The sequence below is a fragment of the Salinithrix halophila genome (genome assembly GCF_042650125.1).
GTDB lineage: Bacteria > Bacillota > Bacilli > Thermoactinomycetales > DSM-45169 > Salinithrix > Salinithrix halophila.
The window spans coordinates 336,193-353,881 of sequence record NZ_JBHSAP010000009.1 but is presented as its reverse complement, the minus strand read 5'-3'; the positions used below and the strand labels follow the sequence as shown (position 1 = coordinate 353,881).

The window sequence follows — 17,689 nt, the reverse complement described above, 5'->3', positions numbered from 1 at the left end:
TTTCAAAAGCAAGAGAGACAAGCTTGGGAGGGAAGGGAATGCGACATCGGTACCGCGGGTTTGCGGCTTTCAATATGGGAGCTCCCCGGGTGAGGCAGTTATTTGTGATGTTGATTCTGGGAACGGCGATCATTTTCGTACTGACGGGGTTGTTTGCGATGATCCAGGCGAAGAGGAACGCCAAGTCCACTGACCTCTCCCGCATTACCTCCCGATTTTCGACGGAAACCCTTCTCTATCTGATGGGAGGAGAGGTTCCCTACCTGAACACCATGAAAGAAGTGGCGGAGAAAAAACCCGGATTTTCTAGAATTGCCTTTGAATTGGTAACCAGTATCGACCCCAAGGATCCTCGCAGTTTTCTGGGGAGCGAATTGCCTGGTTTCGCCCTCTTCGACACCGAAATTGTCGTCGCGGGTGAGGATGTGGACTATACCGATGTGCCCATCGAATCGCCTCCGCCGTCGGATCTGGAACAGCAGCTGGCCACTGATAAGGAAAAACCAGAAAAGAAGGAGAAAAAGACGCCTAGACGGATGTCCGGCAAGGAACGAGTCTTTATCTACCATACCCATTTCACTGAATCCTACCTTCCGGAGTTGAAGAACACCGATCACCCCAACCGGGCCTACGATAACCGGAACAACATTACCAAGGTCGGGGAACGCTTAGGAGAAAGCCTGGAGCGACTGGGGCTGGGAACGAAAGTCTACACGGGAGGATTCAAGGCCGGTTGGAACCAATTATACCGGGCTTCCCGAGCCAAGGCTGCTGCTGCTATGAAGGAGAACAAGGATATCACCTATCTGATCGACCTCCATCGGGATTCCCAACGGCGTGGGAAGACGACAAAGGAGATCGGTGGGAAAAACTATTCACGGATTGCTTTTGTTATCGGAACAGGAAACCCCCATTGGGAAGAAAATGAGCGTTTTGCCCGCCAATTGCATAAAAAACTGGATGAACTTTACCCTGGGCTTTCCAAAGGGGTTTTCCGCAAAACTCCGATGATGGGGAATGGAGAATACAACCAATCACTCTCTAAGAAAGGCATTCTGGTGGAAATCGGCGGAGTGGATAATACCTTCGCGGAATCTTACCGGACGGCTGACGCACTAGCCAAAGCCTTGGCGGAGACTCATTTCGACGCAGTGCCGGTAGATGGCAGACCCTCCGGCCGCTGACGAAATCCTTCCATGAATAAGGTGGTGATCCCATGCGCATGACCTTGCAGGCGATCGCATTGCTGCTGACACTGATGCTGGGTATTGTCCTCGGTATCGGTACGGCGGAGACGAATATCCAGAAAATCCAAGGAAGCCAGGGGGCTCCACGAGCGGTTCAGATCAGCCCGGATGAAGACGGACAGGTGGAAATCGCTGTCTTGGGAAAAGTTTACGAGACCGAGCACCCTGTCACGGTGGAAAAAGTAAAGGAAAAGACTCAGAAGGTACAGGAAGCGAAGAAAGAGATCGAAGCAGGGAGCAGCTGGCTGGCCGATGCCGGCAATCAGGCAGGAGATGGCGTGCGCAAGGCAGCCCGAAAAATGGTGGACACCATGGTTGGATGGGTTCAGGATGGGAATTGAACCGGATTAAAAGAGCCGGTTCTTTTTGTTTCTATGGAGTTTTTTGCCTCTACCGTTGAATTCACCTTCCGAATCTTTTCGTAAGATAAGGATTTTTCCTTCCTCGTTGCTCCTACCCTCGACGATTGCTATAATATATAAGATGCAGTTTTGCGCCTTTTCCACGCAGGAGGGAACGGAATGGAAGAAAAAAAACGGCAGCAAGAACAGCAGCAGGAGCGGATCCGAAACTTCTCGATCATCGCGCACATCGACCATGGGAAATCCACCCTGGCCGACCGGATTCTGGAGCATACCGGGGCGCTCACTGATCGAGAGATGCAGGACCAGTTCCTCGATTCCATGGATTTAGAGCGGGAACGGGGAATTACGATCAAGCTGCAGTCCGTCCGCCTGCCATACCAAGCCAAGGACGGCAAGGAATACATTTTAAACCTGATTGACACACCGGGACACGTCGACTTTGCCTATGAAGTCTCACGCTCCCTTGCCGCCTGTGAGGGAGCGCTCCTGGTAGTGGATGCTGCCCAGGGCGTCGAGGCCCAGACTATGGCCAATGTCTATCTCGCCTTGGATAATGACCTGGAGATCCTTCCGGTCATCAACAAGATTGATCTACCTAGTGCCGAACCCGAGCGGGTTCGGCAAGAAGTGGAAGAACTGGTCGGTCTGGATGCCTCTGAAGCGGTACTGGCTTCCGCCAAGGCAGGGATCGGTGTCGAAGAGATCCTGGAGCAGATCGTCGAAAAGGTACCCCATCCGACAGGAGATCCACAGGCGCCTCTGAAAGCGATGATCTATGACTCCCTCTATGACTCCTATAAAGGAGTGATCACCTACATCCGGGTGGTGGACGGTTCGATCCGCAAGGGGCAGAAGGTTCGCATGATGGCTACCGGCAAGGAGTTCGAGGTGACGGAAGTAGGAGTCTTTGCGCCCCGCCCGGTTGCACGGGAGGAACTCTCTGTTGGGGAAGTGGGCTTTATGGTTGCCTCCATCAAGAATGTAAAGGATACCCGGGTTGGGGATACCATCACCGACGCTAAGCGACCAGCCTCTGAACCGCTACCTGGTTATCGCCGGATTAATCCGATGGTATTTTGCGGCATGTACCCGGTGGATTCCTCGGACTATGATGATTTAAGAGAGGCCCTGGAAAAACTTGAACTTAATGATGCTTCCCTGCGCTACGAACCGGAAACCTCTGGGGCGCTGGGCTTCGGTTTCCGTTGCGGTTTCCTGGGACTTCTGCATATGGAGATCATCCAGGAGCGAATCGAGCGGGAGTTTGACATCCCGCTGATCACTACAGCTCCCAGTGTGGTTTTCAAGGTATATAAGACCGATGGCGAAGTTCTTGAGATCGAAAATCCCACTCATATGCCTCCTTCGCAACAGATTGAGTTTGTGGAGGAGCCTTACGTGAAAGCGTCGATCATGGTACCCAACGATTATGTGGGGACCGTCATGGAACTATGCCAGACCAAGCGCGGAGAGTACATGGATATGCAATACCTGGATGCCAACCGGGTCAACATCATCTATGAACTGCCTCTGGCGGAAATCGTTTATGATTTCTTCGACCAACTGAAGTCTGGGACGAAGGGCTATGCATCGTTTGATTACGAATTGGTGGGATACAGAGAGTCCAAGCTGGTGAAGATGGATATTCTCCTCAACGGGGAACCTGTCGACGCTCTCTCCTTTATTGTTCATCGGGACAAAGCCTACCACCGCGGGCGGATTCTTGTGGAGAAACTAAAAGAGCTGATTCCGCGCCAGATGTTTGAAGTGCCTGTCCAGGCAGCTATCGGGAACAAGGTGGTCGCACGGGAAACGATCCGCGCCCAGCGAAAAAACGTGTTGGCTAAGTGCTACGGCGGTGACATCACCCGGAAGAGGAAACTTTTGGAAAAACAAAAGGAAGGCAAAAAGCGGATGAAGGCCGTCGGCAATGTGGAAGTTCCTCAGGAAGCCTTCATGGCGGTTCTGCAAATGGACGACAGCAAGAAGTGAGCGGTCAAATCTGTGCCGTATTGCAACGAGCCGCGAGTGGGAAACCGCTGGCGGCTTTTTAGGAAAGGAGGCGGATGCTAGGTGCTTCATGACATTCCCCGGTCCGTCTACATCCATATTCCCTTTTGCAGCCACAAATGCCATTACTGTGACTTCACCGCTTATGTGGTCGGCGGTCAGCCTGTCGATGACTATTTGGATGCACTAGAAAGAGAGATGGCTCATACAACGGCAGAGATTCCCCCTCAGGAGATCGAGACGATATTTATCGGAGGCGGGACGCCGACGATTCTCACACCAGCCCAGATGGAGCGTTTGCTGGAATCGATCCAGCGCTTCTTTCCCCGCTGGACAGCCGATTTGGAATTTACAGTGGAAGCCAATCCGGGAACGACCGATGCCGATAAACTGACTGTTATGATAGCGGGCGGGGTAAATCGTCTCAGCTTTGGGGCACAAACCTTCCGCCCCGATCTCCTGGCTGAGATTGGTCGTGTCCACTCCGTTGCGGACATCGGTCGCAGTGTGGACCAGGCTCGAGCTGCCGGGATCGACAATCTCTCCCTCGACTTGATGTTTGGCTTGCCGAAGCAGACACCGGCAGATATGGAAGAAGCCATCCGACAGGGGCTGGCTCTATCCCCGGATCACTTCTCTGTCTATAGCCTGAAAGTGGAAGAGGGAACGCTTTTCCATACGAAGCTCCTTCAAGGACGGCTTCCCCTTCCATCGGAAGATGATGAACTGGCCATGTATCAATTGACACGGGCACGTCTGTCTGCAGCTGGCTACGTTCAATATGAAGTTTCCAACTTTGCCCGCAGGGGTTTTGAAAGTCGTCATAACTCCACCTATTGGAAGAACCATCCCTATTACGGTTTCGGAGCAGGAGCCCACGGCTATGCCGGTGGGATCCGCCATATGAACGTCAAGGGGGTTGGAGACTACATTCGCCGCTCCCGGACGGGGCGCCCGACCGTCGAAACCCTGGAAGTTCCCTTCCACGAGGCAATGGAAAACGAAATGATTCTGGGTCTCCGATTGGCGGAAGGAGTAGGGAAGATGCCATTTTACCGCCGTTTCGGCTATAGGCTGGAAGACGTGTTTGGTCCGGTGTTGGAAAAGTTGGAGCAACAGGGGATGCTTGTCAGAGAAGAGGAGCGCTGGCGCCTTACGGATAAGGGCCTCTTGTTCGGCAACGAGGTGTTCGCCTCTTTTCTAGGAGAAGCGCGGATAGACGGGGTTTGTCGTTGACATCGGGGGAGGGGTTTGATACTTTTATGGTAAGCTTTTAGCACTCGGGTTGATTGAGTGCTAACAAAGGGGGGAGGCAGATGTTGACGGAGCGGCAAAGACAAATACTTAAAGCCATCGTCGAGGAGTATATCGTTCACGCGGAGCCGGTCGGTTCCCGAACGGTTTCCAAACGAGAAGACATCGGCTACAGCGCCGCCACGATCCGCAATGAGATGGCGGACCTGGAAGACATGGGCTTTTTGGAGCAGCCGCACACATCTGCCGGCCGCATACCGAGCCATTTCGGTTACCGATATTATGTGGATTACCTGATGGGTCCCCAGCGATTGGAGCGGGAGGATCTGCTGGAAGTTCGCCGTCTGTTTACTTCACAGATGGATGCTCTGGAATTAACCATTCAGCAGACGGTTTCCATCCTGTCGAAGATCACTAATTACACCTCCATTATCCTGGGACCCGAAGTTTACCATAACAAGCTAAAGCATCTGCAGGTGATCCCGTTGAACGAACGGTCGGCGGTGGCCATCGTGGTTTCCGATACGGGCCATGTAGACCAGCGACGTTTCACGGTTCCCGAAGGGGTGTCCCTCTCTTCGATCGAGCAGCTGGTCAATCTCTTGAACGCCAAGCTGTCCGGGCTGCCTCTTTACCGCTTGAAGCGGAGCGTTTATCAGGAACTATACGCTGAGCTGAACCGGCATGTGGAACAGTATGAATTCTTGGTGTCGGTTGTGGACCAGATGCTGGCGGTAGACGTAGACGGACGGGTCTTTACCAGCGGCACAACCAACATGTTGACCCAGCCTGAATTCCGTGACCTCGATAAGGTAAAAGCCTTGATGGAAATCTTTGAGCAGACTGATACCGTTACCAGGCTCTTTGCGGCAAACGATGCGGGAGTCCATGTCCGTATTGGACAGGAAAACTCCATTGAAGCGGTTAACAATTGTAGCATCGTGACTGCCACCTTCTCGGTAGACGGACGCTCTCTGGGAACGGTCGGTGTCCTTGGGCCGACTCGGATGGACTATCGCAAAGTGGTCAGTCTGTTACAGGTCCTGACTGACGACCTCTCCCGGCATCTTCGCCAACTTTACGGTTGATACGGGTAAAGGATTGCAAACCGATGGCTACATCAAATTGGGCGGGGGTGATGGACACCCTCCGCCCCTGTGTTTGGTTGATACCGGGTCTTTTGCTCAGTTGATGGATGGAAAAGTCTGAATGGATATCGCCGGGGAGGAAGAGGTCTTCCCCGGTTAGCAACCTCACTGGGCTATTGCCCAGTATCAGTGAGAAGGTGGGGTCGTCTACAATGGAGCAACTGGAATACGTTACCCCGGCCAAGGATGATCGAACCCGCTCAAGTGCCCTTCCCAGTAATGCTGAAGCTGTTCGGGCTATTGCCTCGGCGGTCGAGGGGACCCTCGGTCCTAAGGGATTGGACACCATGTTGGTGGGTGATGATGGCGAAGTAATCGTAACCAATGACGGCGTGACCATCTTAGACCGGATGGAAATCTCTCATCCTGCTGCTCGGATGGTTGCCAGTATCGCTCGTGCTCAGCAGGAAGAAGTCGGGGATGGCACAACAACGGCAACACTGCTTGCTGCTTCTCTCGTGGAAGAGGGGATGAAACAAGTGGAACGCGGCGTACCTGTGGCGAAGGTAATCACGGGTATCCGCCGTGGGATCCGTTTTGCCGTAGAACGGATGCAGGGTATGGCCAATCCGATTTGGGATCTGGAAGATGAGTGGTTACAACGGATTGCTTATACCGCGGGCCGCGAACAGGAAGACGTTACCGAACTGGTGATGGAGGCGGCCCTGATGGTCGGGCGGGAAAAGCTTTTAGATAAACATTTCCGCCTCTCTGACGCAGTGACGGCTCATCCGAGGGCAGAGAGCAGTATTTTCTCGGGTCTCTTGATTCGGGGTAGTCGTCTCAATCTGCAGTCTCCCTCTCTGAAAGCGGAGGCGCGGGTATTGGTCGTTGGCAGTGATTTGGCACCAGAGCCTGTGGCGGCCCACTCAGAAGCCGGCTTCCGGAAACAGGAGGAAAACCGGGAGAAATTTCACCGTATGATTGAGAAATTGGTGGAAATGAAGGTTGATCTGGTATTGATCGGGGGAGATGTGGACCCGGATGCTGATGACCTTCTTTCTGACGCCGACATTCTTGTGGTAGCCGGGGTTTCCGAGCGAGACTTGAATCGTGCCGCCGAACATACCGGCGCTCGGGTGGTGAAGCGGACTGGACTCGCCAAGGCTCCAGAGGAGTTAGAGGGAATGATCGGCATGGCGGAAGAGGTAGAGGACGAAGAACGCCTCGGTTGCATTCGGATCGCAGGTGGAGCAGGTCGGCCCTTCGCCACCATTCTTGTGAGCGCGGCAACGGAAGAAGTAGTGGAAGAAAGAGAGCGAATTACCAAAGATGCGGCGGCAGCGGTTCAAGCGGCCATCCGTGGTGGTTTTCTCCCCGGCGGAGGAGCTGCTGAGCTCGCTCTCGCCCGGGAGGTAGAGAAATACCGGGATACGGTTCAGGGAATGGAGGCTTTTGGAGTGGCCGCTGTGGCAGAAGTTCTTCACCGACCGATGGGTCAGGTGGTCGCCAATGCCGGCTTCAATCCCCTGGAAAAGGTGGAGGAGGTAAAGGCTCTTCAGTGGAAACGACAGTCGGCTTCCCTCGGGATCGACTGCGACCGGGGAGCCGTATGTGACATGGTAGATATGGGTGTGGTAGATCCCCTTCCTGTCAAATACCATGCCCTCCAGGCAGCTGGGGAAGTAAGCACGGCGATCCTGCGTATTCACACGGTGGTCCGGATGAGAGGCACCGATGATGAAAGTTTGAGGTGAGACAGTTGACGTCTAACAACCAGCCCCGACCACGGACGGCTCGGGAACTCAGGAAAATGAAACAAGCGGAAGAGAGAAAACGCAAGGCCCAAGAGCGGCAGAAAACCGCCGCCCAAGATGCCGGTCCGGAGGAAACGACGGAACCGGTTGTCGGCACGGAGGGGAACGGAACGTTACATAGGGATCCGGAACCCGAGCCGACCCCACTTGAGGAACCATCCCCAGCAGAAGCCCCCCCAGGTGAAACGGATCACGAGGAGGACCGGGCTACCGCTGGCTCTATAGCAGGCGGGGAAGAGGAATGGCGCCAGGAAGCGGAGAAATGGAAGCGGGAAGCGGAAGAGAACCAGGAGTTGGTTCTTCGCGCCCGGGCGGATTTTGAAAACCTTCGCCGCCGTGCCAAGAAAGACCAGGAGGAGACCGCCAAATATGCAGCGGCTTCTCTGGCAGAATCCCTTCTCCCTGTTCTGGATAATCTGGAACGGGCTCTGGCCGCAGGGGAGGAAAGTGGGGAAACCGACGCTCTCCGCCAGGGTGTCGATATGGTTTATCGGCAACTTTTGCAAGTTCTGAGCGATAAAGGATTGTCGGTCATTGAAGCGGAAGGCCGGGAGTTTAATCCTCATGAGCATACCGCAGTGATGGAAGAGGAAGTAGCCGGTGTTGAACCCGGTATGGTTGTTCAGGAGCTGCAGAAGGGTTACCGGTTTAAGGACCGGGTGCTTCGCCCGTCGATGGTGAAAGTCAGTTCCTGACGGGCCAATGAAGAAACCGATCTGTACAGGATTATCATAAGGGGGTACATCATCAATGAGCAAAGTAATTGGAATCGACTTGGGAACCACCAACTCCTGCGTCGCTTTTATGGAAGGAAGCGAAGCAGAGGTGATCGCCAATGTGGAAGGGGGGCGCACAACCCCTTCTGTCGTAGGATTCTCCAAGTCCGGTGAGCGTCTGGTCGGTGACTCTGCTAAACGTCAGGCGATTACCAACCCTGATAACACCGTCAGCTCTGTCAAGCGTTGGATGGGAACCAATCACAAAGAGAAGCTCGGGGATAAGGAATACACTCCCCAAGAGATCTCTGCCATGATCCTGCAAAAACTGAAGTCGGACGCTGAAGCTTATCTGGGGGAAAAGGTCACCCAGGCGGTGATCACTGTCCCGGCCTATTTCAATGACAGCCAGCGTCAGGCGACGAAGGACGCCGGTAAGATCGCGGGGCTCGACGTACTCCGGATCATCAACGAACCAACGGCTGCGGCTCTTGCCTACGGAATGGATAAGGACGGCGACCAGACGATTCTCGTTTTCGACCTTGGGGGCGGGACCTTTGACGTTTCCATCATGGAAATGGGAGAAGGCCTTTTCGAAGTGAAGGCGACCAGCGGGGACAATAAGCTGGGCGGTGACGACTTTGACCAAGTCATCATCGACTACTTGGTGCAGGAATTCAAGAAGGAGAATGGGATCGATCTCTCCAACGACCGTATGGCCCTGCAACGCCTGAAAGATGCCGCGGAGAAGGCGAAAAAAGATCTCTCCGGCGTATTGACCACCATGATCTCCTTGCCCTTCCTGACTGCTGACGCCACCGGGCCGAAACACTTGGAGCTAACCTTGACCCGGGCGAAGTTCGAAGAACTGTCCGCAGAGTTGGTGGAACGTACCATGCGCCCGACACGTCAGGCGCTGAAAGACGCGGGCATGGATCCTTCCGAGATCGACCGTGTTATCCTGGTTGGCGGGTCCACTCGGATTCCGGCGGTGCAGGAAGCGATCAAGAAGCTGACCGGAAAGGAAGCGAGCAAGGGCGTTAACCCCGATGAAGTCGTGGCCATGGGTGCTGCTATCCAAGGCGGCGTGCTCTCCGGCGATGTGAAAGACGTCGTCCTTCTCGACGTTACCCCTCTTTCCCTTGGGATCGAAACCCTGGGCGGTGTCTTTACGAAACTGATCGAGCGAAACACCACGATTCCGACGGAGAAATCCCAGATTTTCTCTACTGCTGCCGACAATCAAACCGTGGTGGACATCCACGTACTCCAAGGTGAGCGTCAGATGGCAGCCGATAACAAAACGCTCGGTCGCTTCCAGCTTCAGGATATCCCGCCGGCTCCCCGTGGTGTTCCGCAGATCGAAGTTGCCTTTAAAATCGACGCTAACGGGATCGTCAACGTATCCGCCAAGGATAAAGCAACCGGCAAGAGCCAGGATATCACCATCCAATCCTCCAGTGGCCTCACCGATGACGAGATCGACCGCATGGTGACAGAAGCGGAAGAACATGCTGATGAGGACAAAAAGCGGAAAGAGCAAGTGGAAATTCGCAATAAGGCCGATCAGCTCGTCTTCACGACGGAAAAGACCCTGAAAGATCTTGGGGACAAAGTGGAGGAAGCGGATCGTCAAAAAGCTGAGGAAGCCAAAGAAAAGTTGAAAACGGCGCTGGAAGGAAGCGACGATGAAGCGATCCAGAGCGCTTCCGAAGAGCTAGAAAAAGTAGTGCAGGAGCTTTCCGTCAAGCTGTATCAACAGCAGGCAGCCGAAGCCCAAGCGCAACAGGGTGCCGACACCGGCCAAGCAAATCAAGAACGGGATGACGTTGTCGATGCGGATTACGAAGTGATGGATGACGAGGACAAAAAAGAGGGGAAATAAGGATTTCCTCTGGTTGGAAGTCAAAGCCGGGCTGCTATCCTGGCTTTGGCTTTTGATGTTTTCTCCCTCAGGAGGGTTGACCTCTTCTCTGGGGGAGACATATGTTGGCATTAGAAGGAGGTGATCCGGTGAGCAAGCGGGATTACTATGAAGTACTAGGGGTCAGTCGGGATGCATCGGCTGACGAGATCCGTAAGGCCTACCGTAAGCTGGCCCGTCAATATCATCCTGACGTCAACAAGTCACCGGATGCGGAACAGAAGTTCAAAGAGGCAACCGAAGCCTATGAAGTATTGCGTGATCCGCAGAAAAAAGCCGGATACGATCAGTTTGGCCATGCGGATCCGGGAGCGGCTGGAGCAGGAGGCTTCGGCGGTTTCGGAGGAGGCGGAGCCTCTGATTTTGGGTTCGGCGACATTTTCGATATGTTTTTCGGAGGGGGGCGACGCAACCCCAACGCTCCTCGACAGGGAGCTGATTTGGAATTCCGTTTGACGATTGATTTCAAGGATGCTGTCTTCGGCAAAAAGATGGATATCGCTATTCCTCGCACGGAGACCTGTGGCAAGTGCCACGGAAACGGAGCGAAACCTGGCACCAAACCGGAGACTTGCCCCACTTGTAAAGGGACCGGGCAGGCGGAGACAGTGCAAAACACCCCCTTTGGTCGTATCGTCAATAAGCGGGTCTGCCAGCAGTGTAGCGGTCGGGGGAAAATCATTCGCGAAAAGTGTCCTGAATGTAGCGGGAATGGCCAAGTGAAGAAGCGGAAAAAAATCCACATCAACATTCCCCCGGGGATCGACGAGGGCAAGCAGCTGCGTGTCTCCGGGGAGGGGGAAGCCGGGGTGAACGGAGGCCCTCCAGGTGATCTGTATATTGTCGTTCAGATTCGGCCCCATGAATTTTTCCACCGAGATGGGGATAACATCACTTGTGAACTTCCGATCACATTTGTACAGGCGGCTCTCGGCGATGAGGTGGTCGTTCCGACCCTGGATAGCCGTGCGAAACTGAAAATCCCGGCAGGCACCCAGTCAGGGTCGGAATTCCGGCTTCGAGGCAAAGGAGTGCCCCGCCTTTATGGAAACGGGAGCGGGGATCAGCTTGTTAAGGTAAAAGTGGTCACTCCCACGCGGATGACGGAAGAACAAAAAAAGGCAATACGGGAGTTCGGTCGCCTATCTGGTGATTACATCTCCGAACAGAACAGCAATTTCTTTGATAAAATGAAAAGAGCTTTCACGGGAGAATAATTCGACGGGCACTGCGCCCGTTTTTTTATCGTGGGAAGGGTGGAGTGCTGCATGGATTGGATGGAAGTCCGGATCCATACCAACAGGGAGGCGGAAGATGCTGTTGCCAACTTATTGTTTGAAGCCGGGGCTGAAGGAACGGCCACAATGGATTCGGAAGCCCTCGAAAGAGAATGGGATACCCGCCTCGGGGAGATAATCGCTCTGGATGCGAAGGATTTTCCCGAAGAAGGGGTTTGGATTTCGGGTTACTTTCCAGAACAAGTCTACAATCCTTCCCTGCCGGGGACCCTGGAAGAAAAGACAAAAGAACTAGCCCGGTTTGGTCTGGACCCAGGGTCAGTGTCTGTTTTCGTGCGCCGGGTGGCGGAGGAGTCATGGGTGAATGCTTGGAAAGCCTACTATAAACCTGTACGCGTTACCCAGCGGATGACAATAAAACCTGTCTGGGAGGAATATGAAGCTGAACCGGGGGAAGAGGTCATCGAAATGGACCCTGGGATGGCTTTCGGGACTGGTACGCATCCAACGACCACCCTGAGCATCCAACTGATGGAGAAGGCCCTCAGACCAGGGGGTTCGGTCATTGATGTAGGCTGCGGGAGCGGTATTCTATCCGCTGTCGCTGCCAAGTTGGGAGCTCGGGAGGTGCTCGCCCTCGACCTGGATCCCGTAGCTGTTGAGGCTACTCGGTCCAACATCGATCTCAATGGCGTAGCCGATCGGGTCTTCGTCCGGCAAAATGACCTTCTTCAAGGGGTGGACAAGCGTGTCGACATGGTGGTAGCCAATATCTTGGCAGAGATCATCCTCCGATTTACGGCGGATGTCCCCCGGGTCTTAAAGCCTGGTGGAACTTTTATCGCATCCGGTATCGTCCAACACAAGGAGGAGACGGTAACCAAAGGTCTTGCTAAGGCGGGGCTGACTGTGGTGGAAGGGATTCACGACGGGGATTGGGTGGCGCTTAGAGCCCAATCGTGTTAGGATAATAGGGGTGTATGATGCAACGTTATTTTGTAAACTCGAACCAAATCGATGAAAATACAGGAACGATCCGAATTCGGGATACGGATGTACACCATATCAAAAACGTGCTGCGGTTGTCCGTAGGTGATAAACTTGTATGCTGTGACGGCGATGGAGCTGACTACCGAGTGGAAATCACCGGTTTGGAAGGCGAGGAAGTCCATTGCCGGATTGTAGCAAAAACCCCTTCCACGGGAGAACCGGAACGCCTTCGAGTGACGGTTGCCCCGTCCCTACCCAAAGGGGATAAGATGGATTGGGTATTACAGAAAGGGACCGAACTAGGCGCCTTTTCTTTTCTACCCTTTTCCTCGATCCGTACGGTAGTGAAATTGGAAGGTAAAAAGGTTTCGAAGAAGCGGGAGCGCTGGCAGCGGATCGTGAAAGAAGCGGCAGAACAATCCTGTCGGGGACGCATTCCCCAAGTGGAACCTCTGATGGACTGGAAGGGGCTGATCGGTCGCTTTGCCGACTTCGATCAGGTTCTTTTTGCCTATGAAAAGGGGGGTGCTCCCCTAGCCCGCCTCCTTACAGAGAGGGGGCCTGGTTCCATTCTGGTCGTCGTCGGTCCCGAGGGGGGCTTTACAGATGAGGAGACAGAGGAAGCCCGGTCCGCAGGGGCGGATATCGTCCATTTGGGTCCAAGGATCCTGCGGGCAGAAACCGCTCCTCTTGCTCTCTTATCCTGTATTTCCTATACTTTTGGCGAGATGGGAGGTGAACCGCTGTGAATACGGTGGCATTCCACACACTAGGATGTAAAGTGAACGCCTATGAAACAGAAGCGATCTGGCAACTGTTTCAAAAGCACGGTTATCAAAAAGTTGATTTTGAAGAGAAGGCAGACGTTTATGTGATCAATACCTGTACAGTAACCAACACGGGGGACCGGAAGAGTCGGCAGATGATCCGTCGGGCGGTCCGTAAAAATCCCGAGGCTGTTGTAGCGGTGACAGGCTGTTATGCCCAAACCTCTCCGGGGGAAATCATGCAGATTCCCGGTGTCGACGTCGTCGTTGGAACCCAGGGTCGCGATAAGCTTCTCGACTATATCGAAGAACATCGAACCACTCGGCAACCGGTCAACGCCGTTAAAAACATTATGAAAGCCCGGGAATTTGAGGATCTGGATGTGCCGGCTTTTTCCGACCGGACCCGGGCTTCCCTTAAAATCCAAGAGGGGTGCAACAACTTTTGCACTTTCTGCATTATCCCCTGGGCACGGGGGCTTCTGCGGAGCCGCCAACCGGAAAGCGTCTTGCAACAAGCACGTAAGCTGGTGGATGCCGGTTACAAAGAAATTGTCCTTACTGGCATCCACACTGGTGGCTATGGCGAGGACTTTGACAACTATAAATTGGCCGACCTACTGTGGGAGCTGGATCAAGTGGAAGGCCTGAAGAGGATCCGCATCAGTTCTATCGAGGCCAGCCAAATCGACGACCGAGTGATTGAGGTGCTCAACCGATCGGATAAGATGTGTCGGCACCTGCACATTCCGCTTCAAGCGGGGGATGATGTGGTCCTGAAACGGATGCGCCGCCGGTACACCGTCGATGAATACCGTCGTAAGATCGAGCACCTTCATCAAGCGATGCCCGGTGTTGCGATTACCAGTGATGTGATCGTCGGCTTCCCGGGGGAGACCGATGAGCAGTTTGAAAACGGGTACCGCCTGATCGAGGAACTAGGCTTCTCCGAACTCCATGTCTTCCCTTATTCCACCCGTACGGGAACACCCGCAGCCCGGATGACGGATCAGGTGGACGCCGATGTAAAACAGGAGCGGGTGCAACGTCTGATCGACTTGTCCAACCGTCTCGCCCTGGAATACGCTTCAACCTATGTTGGCGATGTCTTGGAAGTGATCCCGGAACGACCTTGGAAAGAGGATCCGGCAAGCGGCCTCTTCATGGGCTACTCCGATAACTATCTCCAGGTGGTCTTCCCGGCATCTGCCGATATGATCGGCAAGGTGTGCCGCGTACGCCTCGACAAGCCGGGTTCAGAATACTGCTTCGGTACCTTTGTCCGTACCCTGGATGATGAACCCCAAGCGCCGAAGGCCGTTTGAGGAGTGGAATCACGTCGAATTCCCGGCAGGGAGTTCGACTTTTTTTGGCTACAAAAAATGGCGTTGTCGGACTCGGAATTTTTCCTCTATACTGGAGGATGCACTCCGAACCCACGAACAGACAGCGACAGAGAGGAGTGACCGCATCATGAGTGCACGGGACGATTGGGAAGAAGCCCTAGACGAAATTGATTGGAATCAAATATTGAAAGAAGTGGACGGCGAGCTGTTGGAGAATCTGGCATTGGAATTGCGTTTCAGTACATACGAAGCTTTAAAGCAATCCTCTCTTTCTCTCGGAGAAGGGTACTACCTCACCCACCTATCGGATGGAAGGTTGGCTTTCTGGCATGAAAAGCGATATGTCGAGGAGGATGTCCGGTTTTTTGAAACAGGGCAGCTCTTTCTACACTATGCGATGGAAACGTTTCAACTTCAGGGGGAAAGCATCGATGAACTAGCCCGGATGATCGGGGAGAGCTATCCTCTGAAGACGTGTTCCTATTGCGGGATGCATTTTGATCCCAATGATCCTGCCCGGCAGGAGCTGGGAATTGAGGGGATTTTTGCGGAGGAGGATGGATCCGGGGAGGAATTTTGCGCCCCGCAGTGTGCTGTTGAGGCCATGGTTCAAGAGATGAAAGAGGGTTAAGAGAGGCCCGGGAGGAACTGGTTGTTCTTTTTTCGTTGGCATCAAGGAGACTAAAACTGAAAATGCCGTCGGTATGGTATGCTAAAATCAATCCGCCGATCCGTAGAGGCGGAAAGGAGTGAGATCTGTGAAAGAGATATCCGCCGGCGGTGTCGTTTACCGCCGGGAGAACAGTCAGGTGAAGATTCTCCTGATCGAAGACCGCTATTCCCGTTGGACACTGCCCAAAGGGAAGAAAGAGCCCGGCGAGACTGACCAGGAGACGGCTCTTCGGGAGATTGAAGAAGAGACGGGGATTCGTGGAAGGATTCAGAAACGCTTGGAGACGATTCGTTATCGTTATTTCCATCCCAACCACGGAGATATTTCGAAGGAAGTTCACTACTTCCTGGTGGAGGCGGGTGCTGGTTCCGTCACGCCGCAACTATCGGAAATCACGGGTGCTGCCTGGTTCTCCCCGGAAGAGGCGTGGAGAAAACAGCAGGAAGAAGGGTATGACAATAACGACGGTGTTCTCGGTCAGGCGTACCAGCATTTGGGGATCCAAGCTGAATAGGAAGGAGTTCACCATATGAACCAAAAAGAATTGGCATCGAAGATCGACCACACGTTGTTGAAACCGGAGGCTACCTCTGATCAGATTGACAGCCTTTGCGAGGAGGCTGCAAAATATAAATTTGCGTCGGTTTGCATCAATCCTTGGTGGGTGGCACGGGCAGCGGAGAAGCTGAAGGGAAGCGGTGTGATCGTATGTACGGTAGTCGGCTTTCCTCTCGGGGCGTCCACCCCGGAAACCAAGGCATTTGAAACAAAAGATGCGATCCGTAACGGCGCTGGCGAAATCGACATGGTGATGAATATCGGTGCTTTCAAATCGGGAGATCTGGATACCGTCCGGAGAGATATCCAGGCGGTAGTGGAAGCCGCTGCCGATGTTCCTGTCAAAGTGATCCTGGAGACAGGACTCCTTAGTTCCGATGAGATCCGCGTCGCTTCGGAAAGAGCGAAGGCGGCTGGTGCCCAGTTTGTAAAAACGTCCACCGGTTTCGGATATGGTGGTGCTACGGAAGAAGCGGTTCGTCTGATGCGGGAGACCGTCGGTCCGGATATGGGGGTCAAAGCTTCTGGGGGGATCCGGGACCGTGCCACGGGAGAAAAAATGATTAACGCCGGTGCCAACCGCCTCGGAGCTAGCGCCAGCGTCGCTATCGTAACCGGCGGAGAGGGAACTGACGCCTACTGATCCCGTTTCCGATATTCAGAGAGGGACCAAGCCAGGGTCTTTTCCGGGAGCAAGCGATTGATACCATCAGCGAACAGGTGGGAACAAGGTAGAACGAGGAGAGAACAGACGACGTTATATAAGGTTTGGATATGGGCAACTTGAGTCGCTGGGTTCTCGGAAAGGGCAGGTGCCCAATGAACAATCATCGGAACCAGAGGGGCAAATAGAATGATACCTCCGAGGTTGAGGACGAGATGGGCTAGGGCTACCTGTTTGGCGGCCCGATTGGCTCCAATCGCGGCCAGAAACCCCGTAATGCAAGTGCCTGCGTTGCTTCCCAGAACAACGGCGACAGCAAAGGGGAGTGGGATGATCCCTGTCGCAAAAAAACCCATAGCCATGGCGATTACCGCACTGCTGCTCTGAATCAGAGCGGTGATGAGCATCCCGGTCAGAACGCCTACCAGGACATGATGTTGGTTGTTATCCAACATCCAGGTGATCCAGCCTCGCGATTGGAGAGGGCCAGCTATCCATTGCATCGTTTCCATACCAAGGAAGATACAGCCGAATCCCCCAAGAGCCATCCCGATGTTTGAAAGGTGTTTCCAGGGTGACAGGAAACAGGCTCCTCCTGCCAGGATAAGAGGGACGGCGAAATCCTCCACCTTGAGAGCGAGCAATTCTGTGGTAATGGTGGTACCGATATTGGTACCCAGAATGATGCCCACCGTTTGGGTAAAACTCATCAACCCAGCATTGACAAAGCCGATGGTGACGACGGTGACCGCACTGCTGCTCTGAAGAAAAGCAGTAGCCAACATCCCGGTTGTAAAGCCGCGGAAAGGGGTGCGGGTGAAACGAAGGAGCAACGATTTCAACCGATCAGCTGCCAATGTCTCCAATCCGTGGCGCAACAACTGCATACCAAAGAGAAAGATGGACAGTCCAGTAGCAAAAGGGATGACGATTTCTTTCATCTGACGAGCCTCCTCCAGCCTGTACCCCATGTATATGCTTTTTCGGGACAGGCATGACGGGGAGGTCTTTTCATTATAGAAAAAGCCCCCT

16 protein-coding genes are annotated in these 17,689 nt (G+C 53.9%); 15 read left to right on the top strand and 1 reads right to left on the bottom strand.

The features are described 5' to 3' along the window. The first annotated feature begins 38 nt into the window (after positions 1 to 38). The 15 genes from spoIIP (at position 39) to deoC (ending at position 16,636) form a co-directional block, all read left to right on the top strand. Positions 39 to 1,184, top strand: coding sequence for a stage II sporulation protein P (gene spoIIP / locus ACFOUO_RS08005; RefSeq protein WP_380703990.1), 1,146 nt, complete (start codon positions 39 to 41; stop codon positions 1,182 to 1,184). Between the two features lie 32 nt (positions 1,185 to 1,216). Beyond that, on the top strand, positions 1,217 to 1,588 hold the full coding sequence (locus ACFOUO_RS08000; RefSeq protein ID WP_380703988.1) for a DUF3679 domain-containing protein: 372 nt from the start codon (positions 1,217 to 1,219) through the stop codon (positions 1,586 to 1,588). 180 nt (positions 1,589 to 1,768) lie between these two features. Beyond that, positions 1,769 to 3,604, top strand: a complete 1,836-nt coding sequence (lepA, locus tag ACFOUO_RS07995) for a translation elongation factor 4 (protein ID WP_380703986.1) — start codon at positions 1,769 to 1,771, stop codon at positions 3,602 to 3,604. A gap of 81 nt (positions 3,605 to 3,685) precedes the next feature. Beyond that, positions 3,686 to 4,858, top strand: a complete 1,173-nt coding sequence (gene hemW / locus ACFOUO_RS07990; RefSeq protein WP_380703984.1) for a radical SAM family heme chaperone HemW — start codon at positions 3,686 to 3,688, stop codon at positions 4,856 to 4,858. 80 nt (positions 4,859 to 4,938) lie between these two features. Further along, the gene (gene hrcA, locus ACFOUO_RS07985) at positions 4,939 to 5,964 is read left to right on the top strand and encodes a heat-inducible transcriptional repressor HrcA (RefSeq protein WP_380703981.1); all 1,026 of its coding nucleotides are present in this window, start codon (positions 4,939 to 4,941) and stop codon (positions 5,962 to 5,964) included. Between the two features lie 212 nt (positions 5,965 to 6,176). Continuing rightward, positions 6,177 to 7,721: a TCP-1/cpn60 chaperonin family protein gene (locus tag ACFOUO_RS07980; protein WP_380703979.1), complete on the top strand. Its 1,545-nt coding sequence runs from the start codon at positions 6,177 to 6,179 to the stop codon at positions 7,719 to 7,721. Between the two features lie 5 nt (positions 7,722 to 7,726). Further along, positions 7,727 to 8,476 (top strand): nucleotide exchange factor GrpE, encoded by a 750-nt coding sequence (gene grpE, locus ACFOUO_RS07975; RefSeq protein ID WP_380703977.1) that lies wholly within the window; start codon positions 7,727 to 7,729, stop codon positions 8,474 to 8,476. Between the two features lie 55 nt (positions 8,477 to 8,531). Further along, positions 8,532 to 10,382, top strand: a complete 1,851-nt coding sequence (dnaK, locus tag ACFOUO_RS07970) for a molecular chaperone DnaK (protein ID WP_380703975.1) — start codon at positions 8,532 to 8,534, stop codon at positions 10,380 to 10,382. Positions 10,383 to 10,510: 128 nt separating this feature from the next. After that, on the top strand, positions 10,511 to 11,638 hold the full coding sequence (dnaJ, locus tag ACFOUO_RS07965) for a molecular chaperone DnaJ (protein ID WP_380703973.1): 1,128 nt from the start codon (positions 10,511 to 10,513) through the stop codon (positions 11,636 to 11,638). A gap of 51 nt (positions 11,639 to 11,689) precedes the next feature. After that, positions 11,690 to 12,625 (top strand): 50S ribosomal protein L11 methyltransferase, encoded by a 936-nt coding sequence (gene prmA, locus ACFOUO_RS07960; protein WP_380703971.1) that lies wholly within the window; start codon positions 11,690 to 11,692, stop codon positions 12,623 to 12,625. A gap of 17 nt (positions 12,626 to 12,642) precedes the next feature. Continuing rightward, positions 12,643 to 13,398, top strand: coding sequence for a 16S rRNA (uracil(1498)-N(3))-methyltransferase (locus tag ACFOUO_RS07955; RefSeq protein WP_380703969.1), 756 nt, complete (start codon positions 12,643 to 12,645; stop codon positions 13,396 to 13,398). Beyond that, complete coding sequence (gene mtaB, locus ACFOUO_RS07950) at positions 13,395 to 14,741, top strand: tRNA (N(6)-L-threonylcarbamoyladenosine(37)-C(2))-methylthiotransferase MtaB (RefSeq protein WP_380703967.1); 1,347 nt, start codon at positions 13,395 to 13,397, stop codon at positions 14,739 to 14,741. Before ACFOUO_RS07955 ends, mtaB begins: the two co-directional genes overlap by 4 nt. 148 nt (positions 14,742 to 14,889) lie before the next feature. Beyond that, complete coding sequence (locus ACFOUO_RS07945; RefSeq protein ID WP_380703965.1) at positions 14,890 to 15,393, top strand: hypothetical protein; 504 nt, start codon at positions 14,890 to 14,892, stop codon at positions 15,391 to 15,393. A gap of 118 nt (positions 15,394 to 15,511) precedes the next feature. After that, positions 15,512 to 15,949, top strand: a complete 438-nt coding sequence (locus ACFOUO_RS07940) for an NUDIX hydrolase (RefSeq protein WP_380703963.1) — start codon at positions 15,512 to 15,514, stop codon at positions 15,947 to 15,949. 15 nt (positions 15,950 to 15,964) lie between these two features. Next, complete coding sequence (gene deoC, locus ACFOUO_RS07935; protein ID WP_380703961.1) at positions 15,965 to 16,636, top strand: deoxyribose-phosphate aldolase; 672 nt, start codon at positions 15,965 to 15,967, stop codon at positions 16,634 to 16,636. Here deoC and ACFOUO_RS07930 read toward each other — a convergent pair. Further along, on the bottom strand, positions 16,630 to 17,598 hold the full coding sequence (locus ACFOUO_RS07930; RefSeq protein ID WP_380703959.1) for a Na/Pi cotransporter family protein: 969 nt from the start codon (positions 17,596 to 17,598) through the stop codon (positions 16,630 to 16,632). The genes deoC and ACFOUO_RS07930 overlap by 7 nt on opposite strands. Positions 17,599 to 17,689: the final 91 nt, after the last annotated feature.

Coding starts and splice junctions, on each gene's coding strand:
- spoIIP (WP_380703990.1), top strand. CDS start 39: ATGCGACATCGGTACCGCGGGTTTGCGGCTTTCAATATGGGAGCTCCC.
- ACFOUO_RS08000 (WP_380703988.1), top strand. CDS start 1,217: ATGCGCATGACCTTGCAGGCGATCGCATTGCTGCTGACACTGATGCTG.
- lepA (WP_380703986.1), top strand. CDS start 1,769: ATGGAAGAAAAAAAACGGCAGCAAGAACAGCAGCAGGAGCGGATCCGA.
- hrcA (WP_380703981.1), top strand. CDS start 4,939: ATGTTGACGGAGCGGCAAAGACAAATACTTAAAGCCATCGTCGAGGAG.
- ACFOUO_RS07980 (WP_380703979.1), top strand. CDS start 6,177: ATGGAGCAACTGGAATACGTTACCCCGGCCAAGGATGATCGAACCCGC.
- dnaK (WP_380703975.1), top strand. CDS start 8,532: ATGAGCAAAGTAATTGGAATCGACTTGGGAACCACCAACTCCTGCGTC.
- prmA (WP_380703971.1), top strand. CDS start 11,690: ATGGATTGGATGGAAGTCCGGATCCATACCAACAGGGAGGCGGAAGAT.
- ACFOUO_RS07955 (WP_380703969.1), top strand. CDS start 12,643: ATGCAACGTTATTTTGTAAACTCGAACCAAATCGATGAAAATACAGGA.
- ACFOUO_RS07945 (WP_380703965.1), top strand. CDS start 14,890: ATGAGTGCACGGGACGATTGGGAAGAAGCCCTAGACGAAATTGATTGG.
- deoC (WP_380703961.1), top strand. CDS start 15,965: ATGAACCAAAAAGAATTGGCATCGAAGATCGACCACACGTTGTTGAAA.
- ACFOUO_RS07930 (WP_380703959.1), bottom strand. CDS start 17,598: ATGAAAGAAATCGTCATCCCTTTTGCTACTGGACTGTCCATCTTTCTC.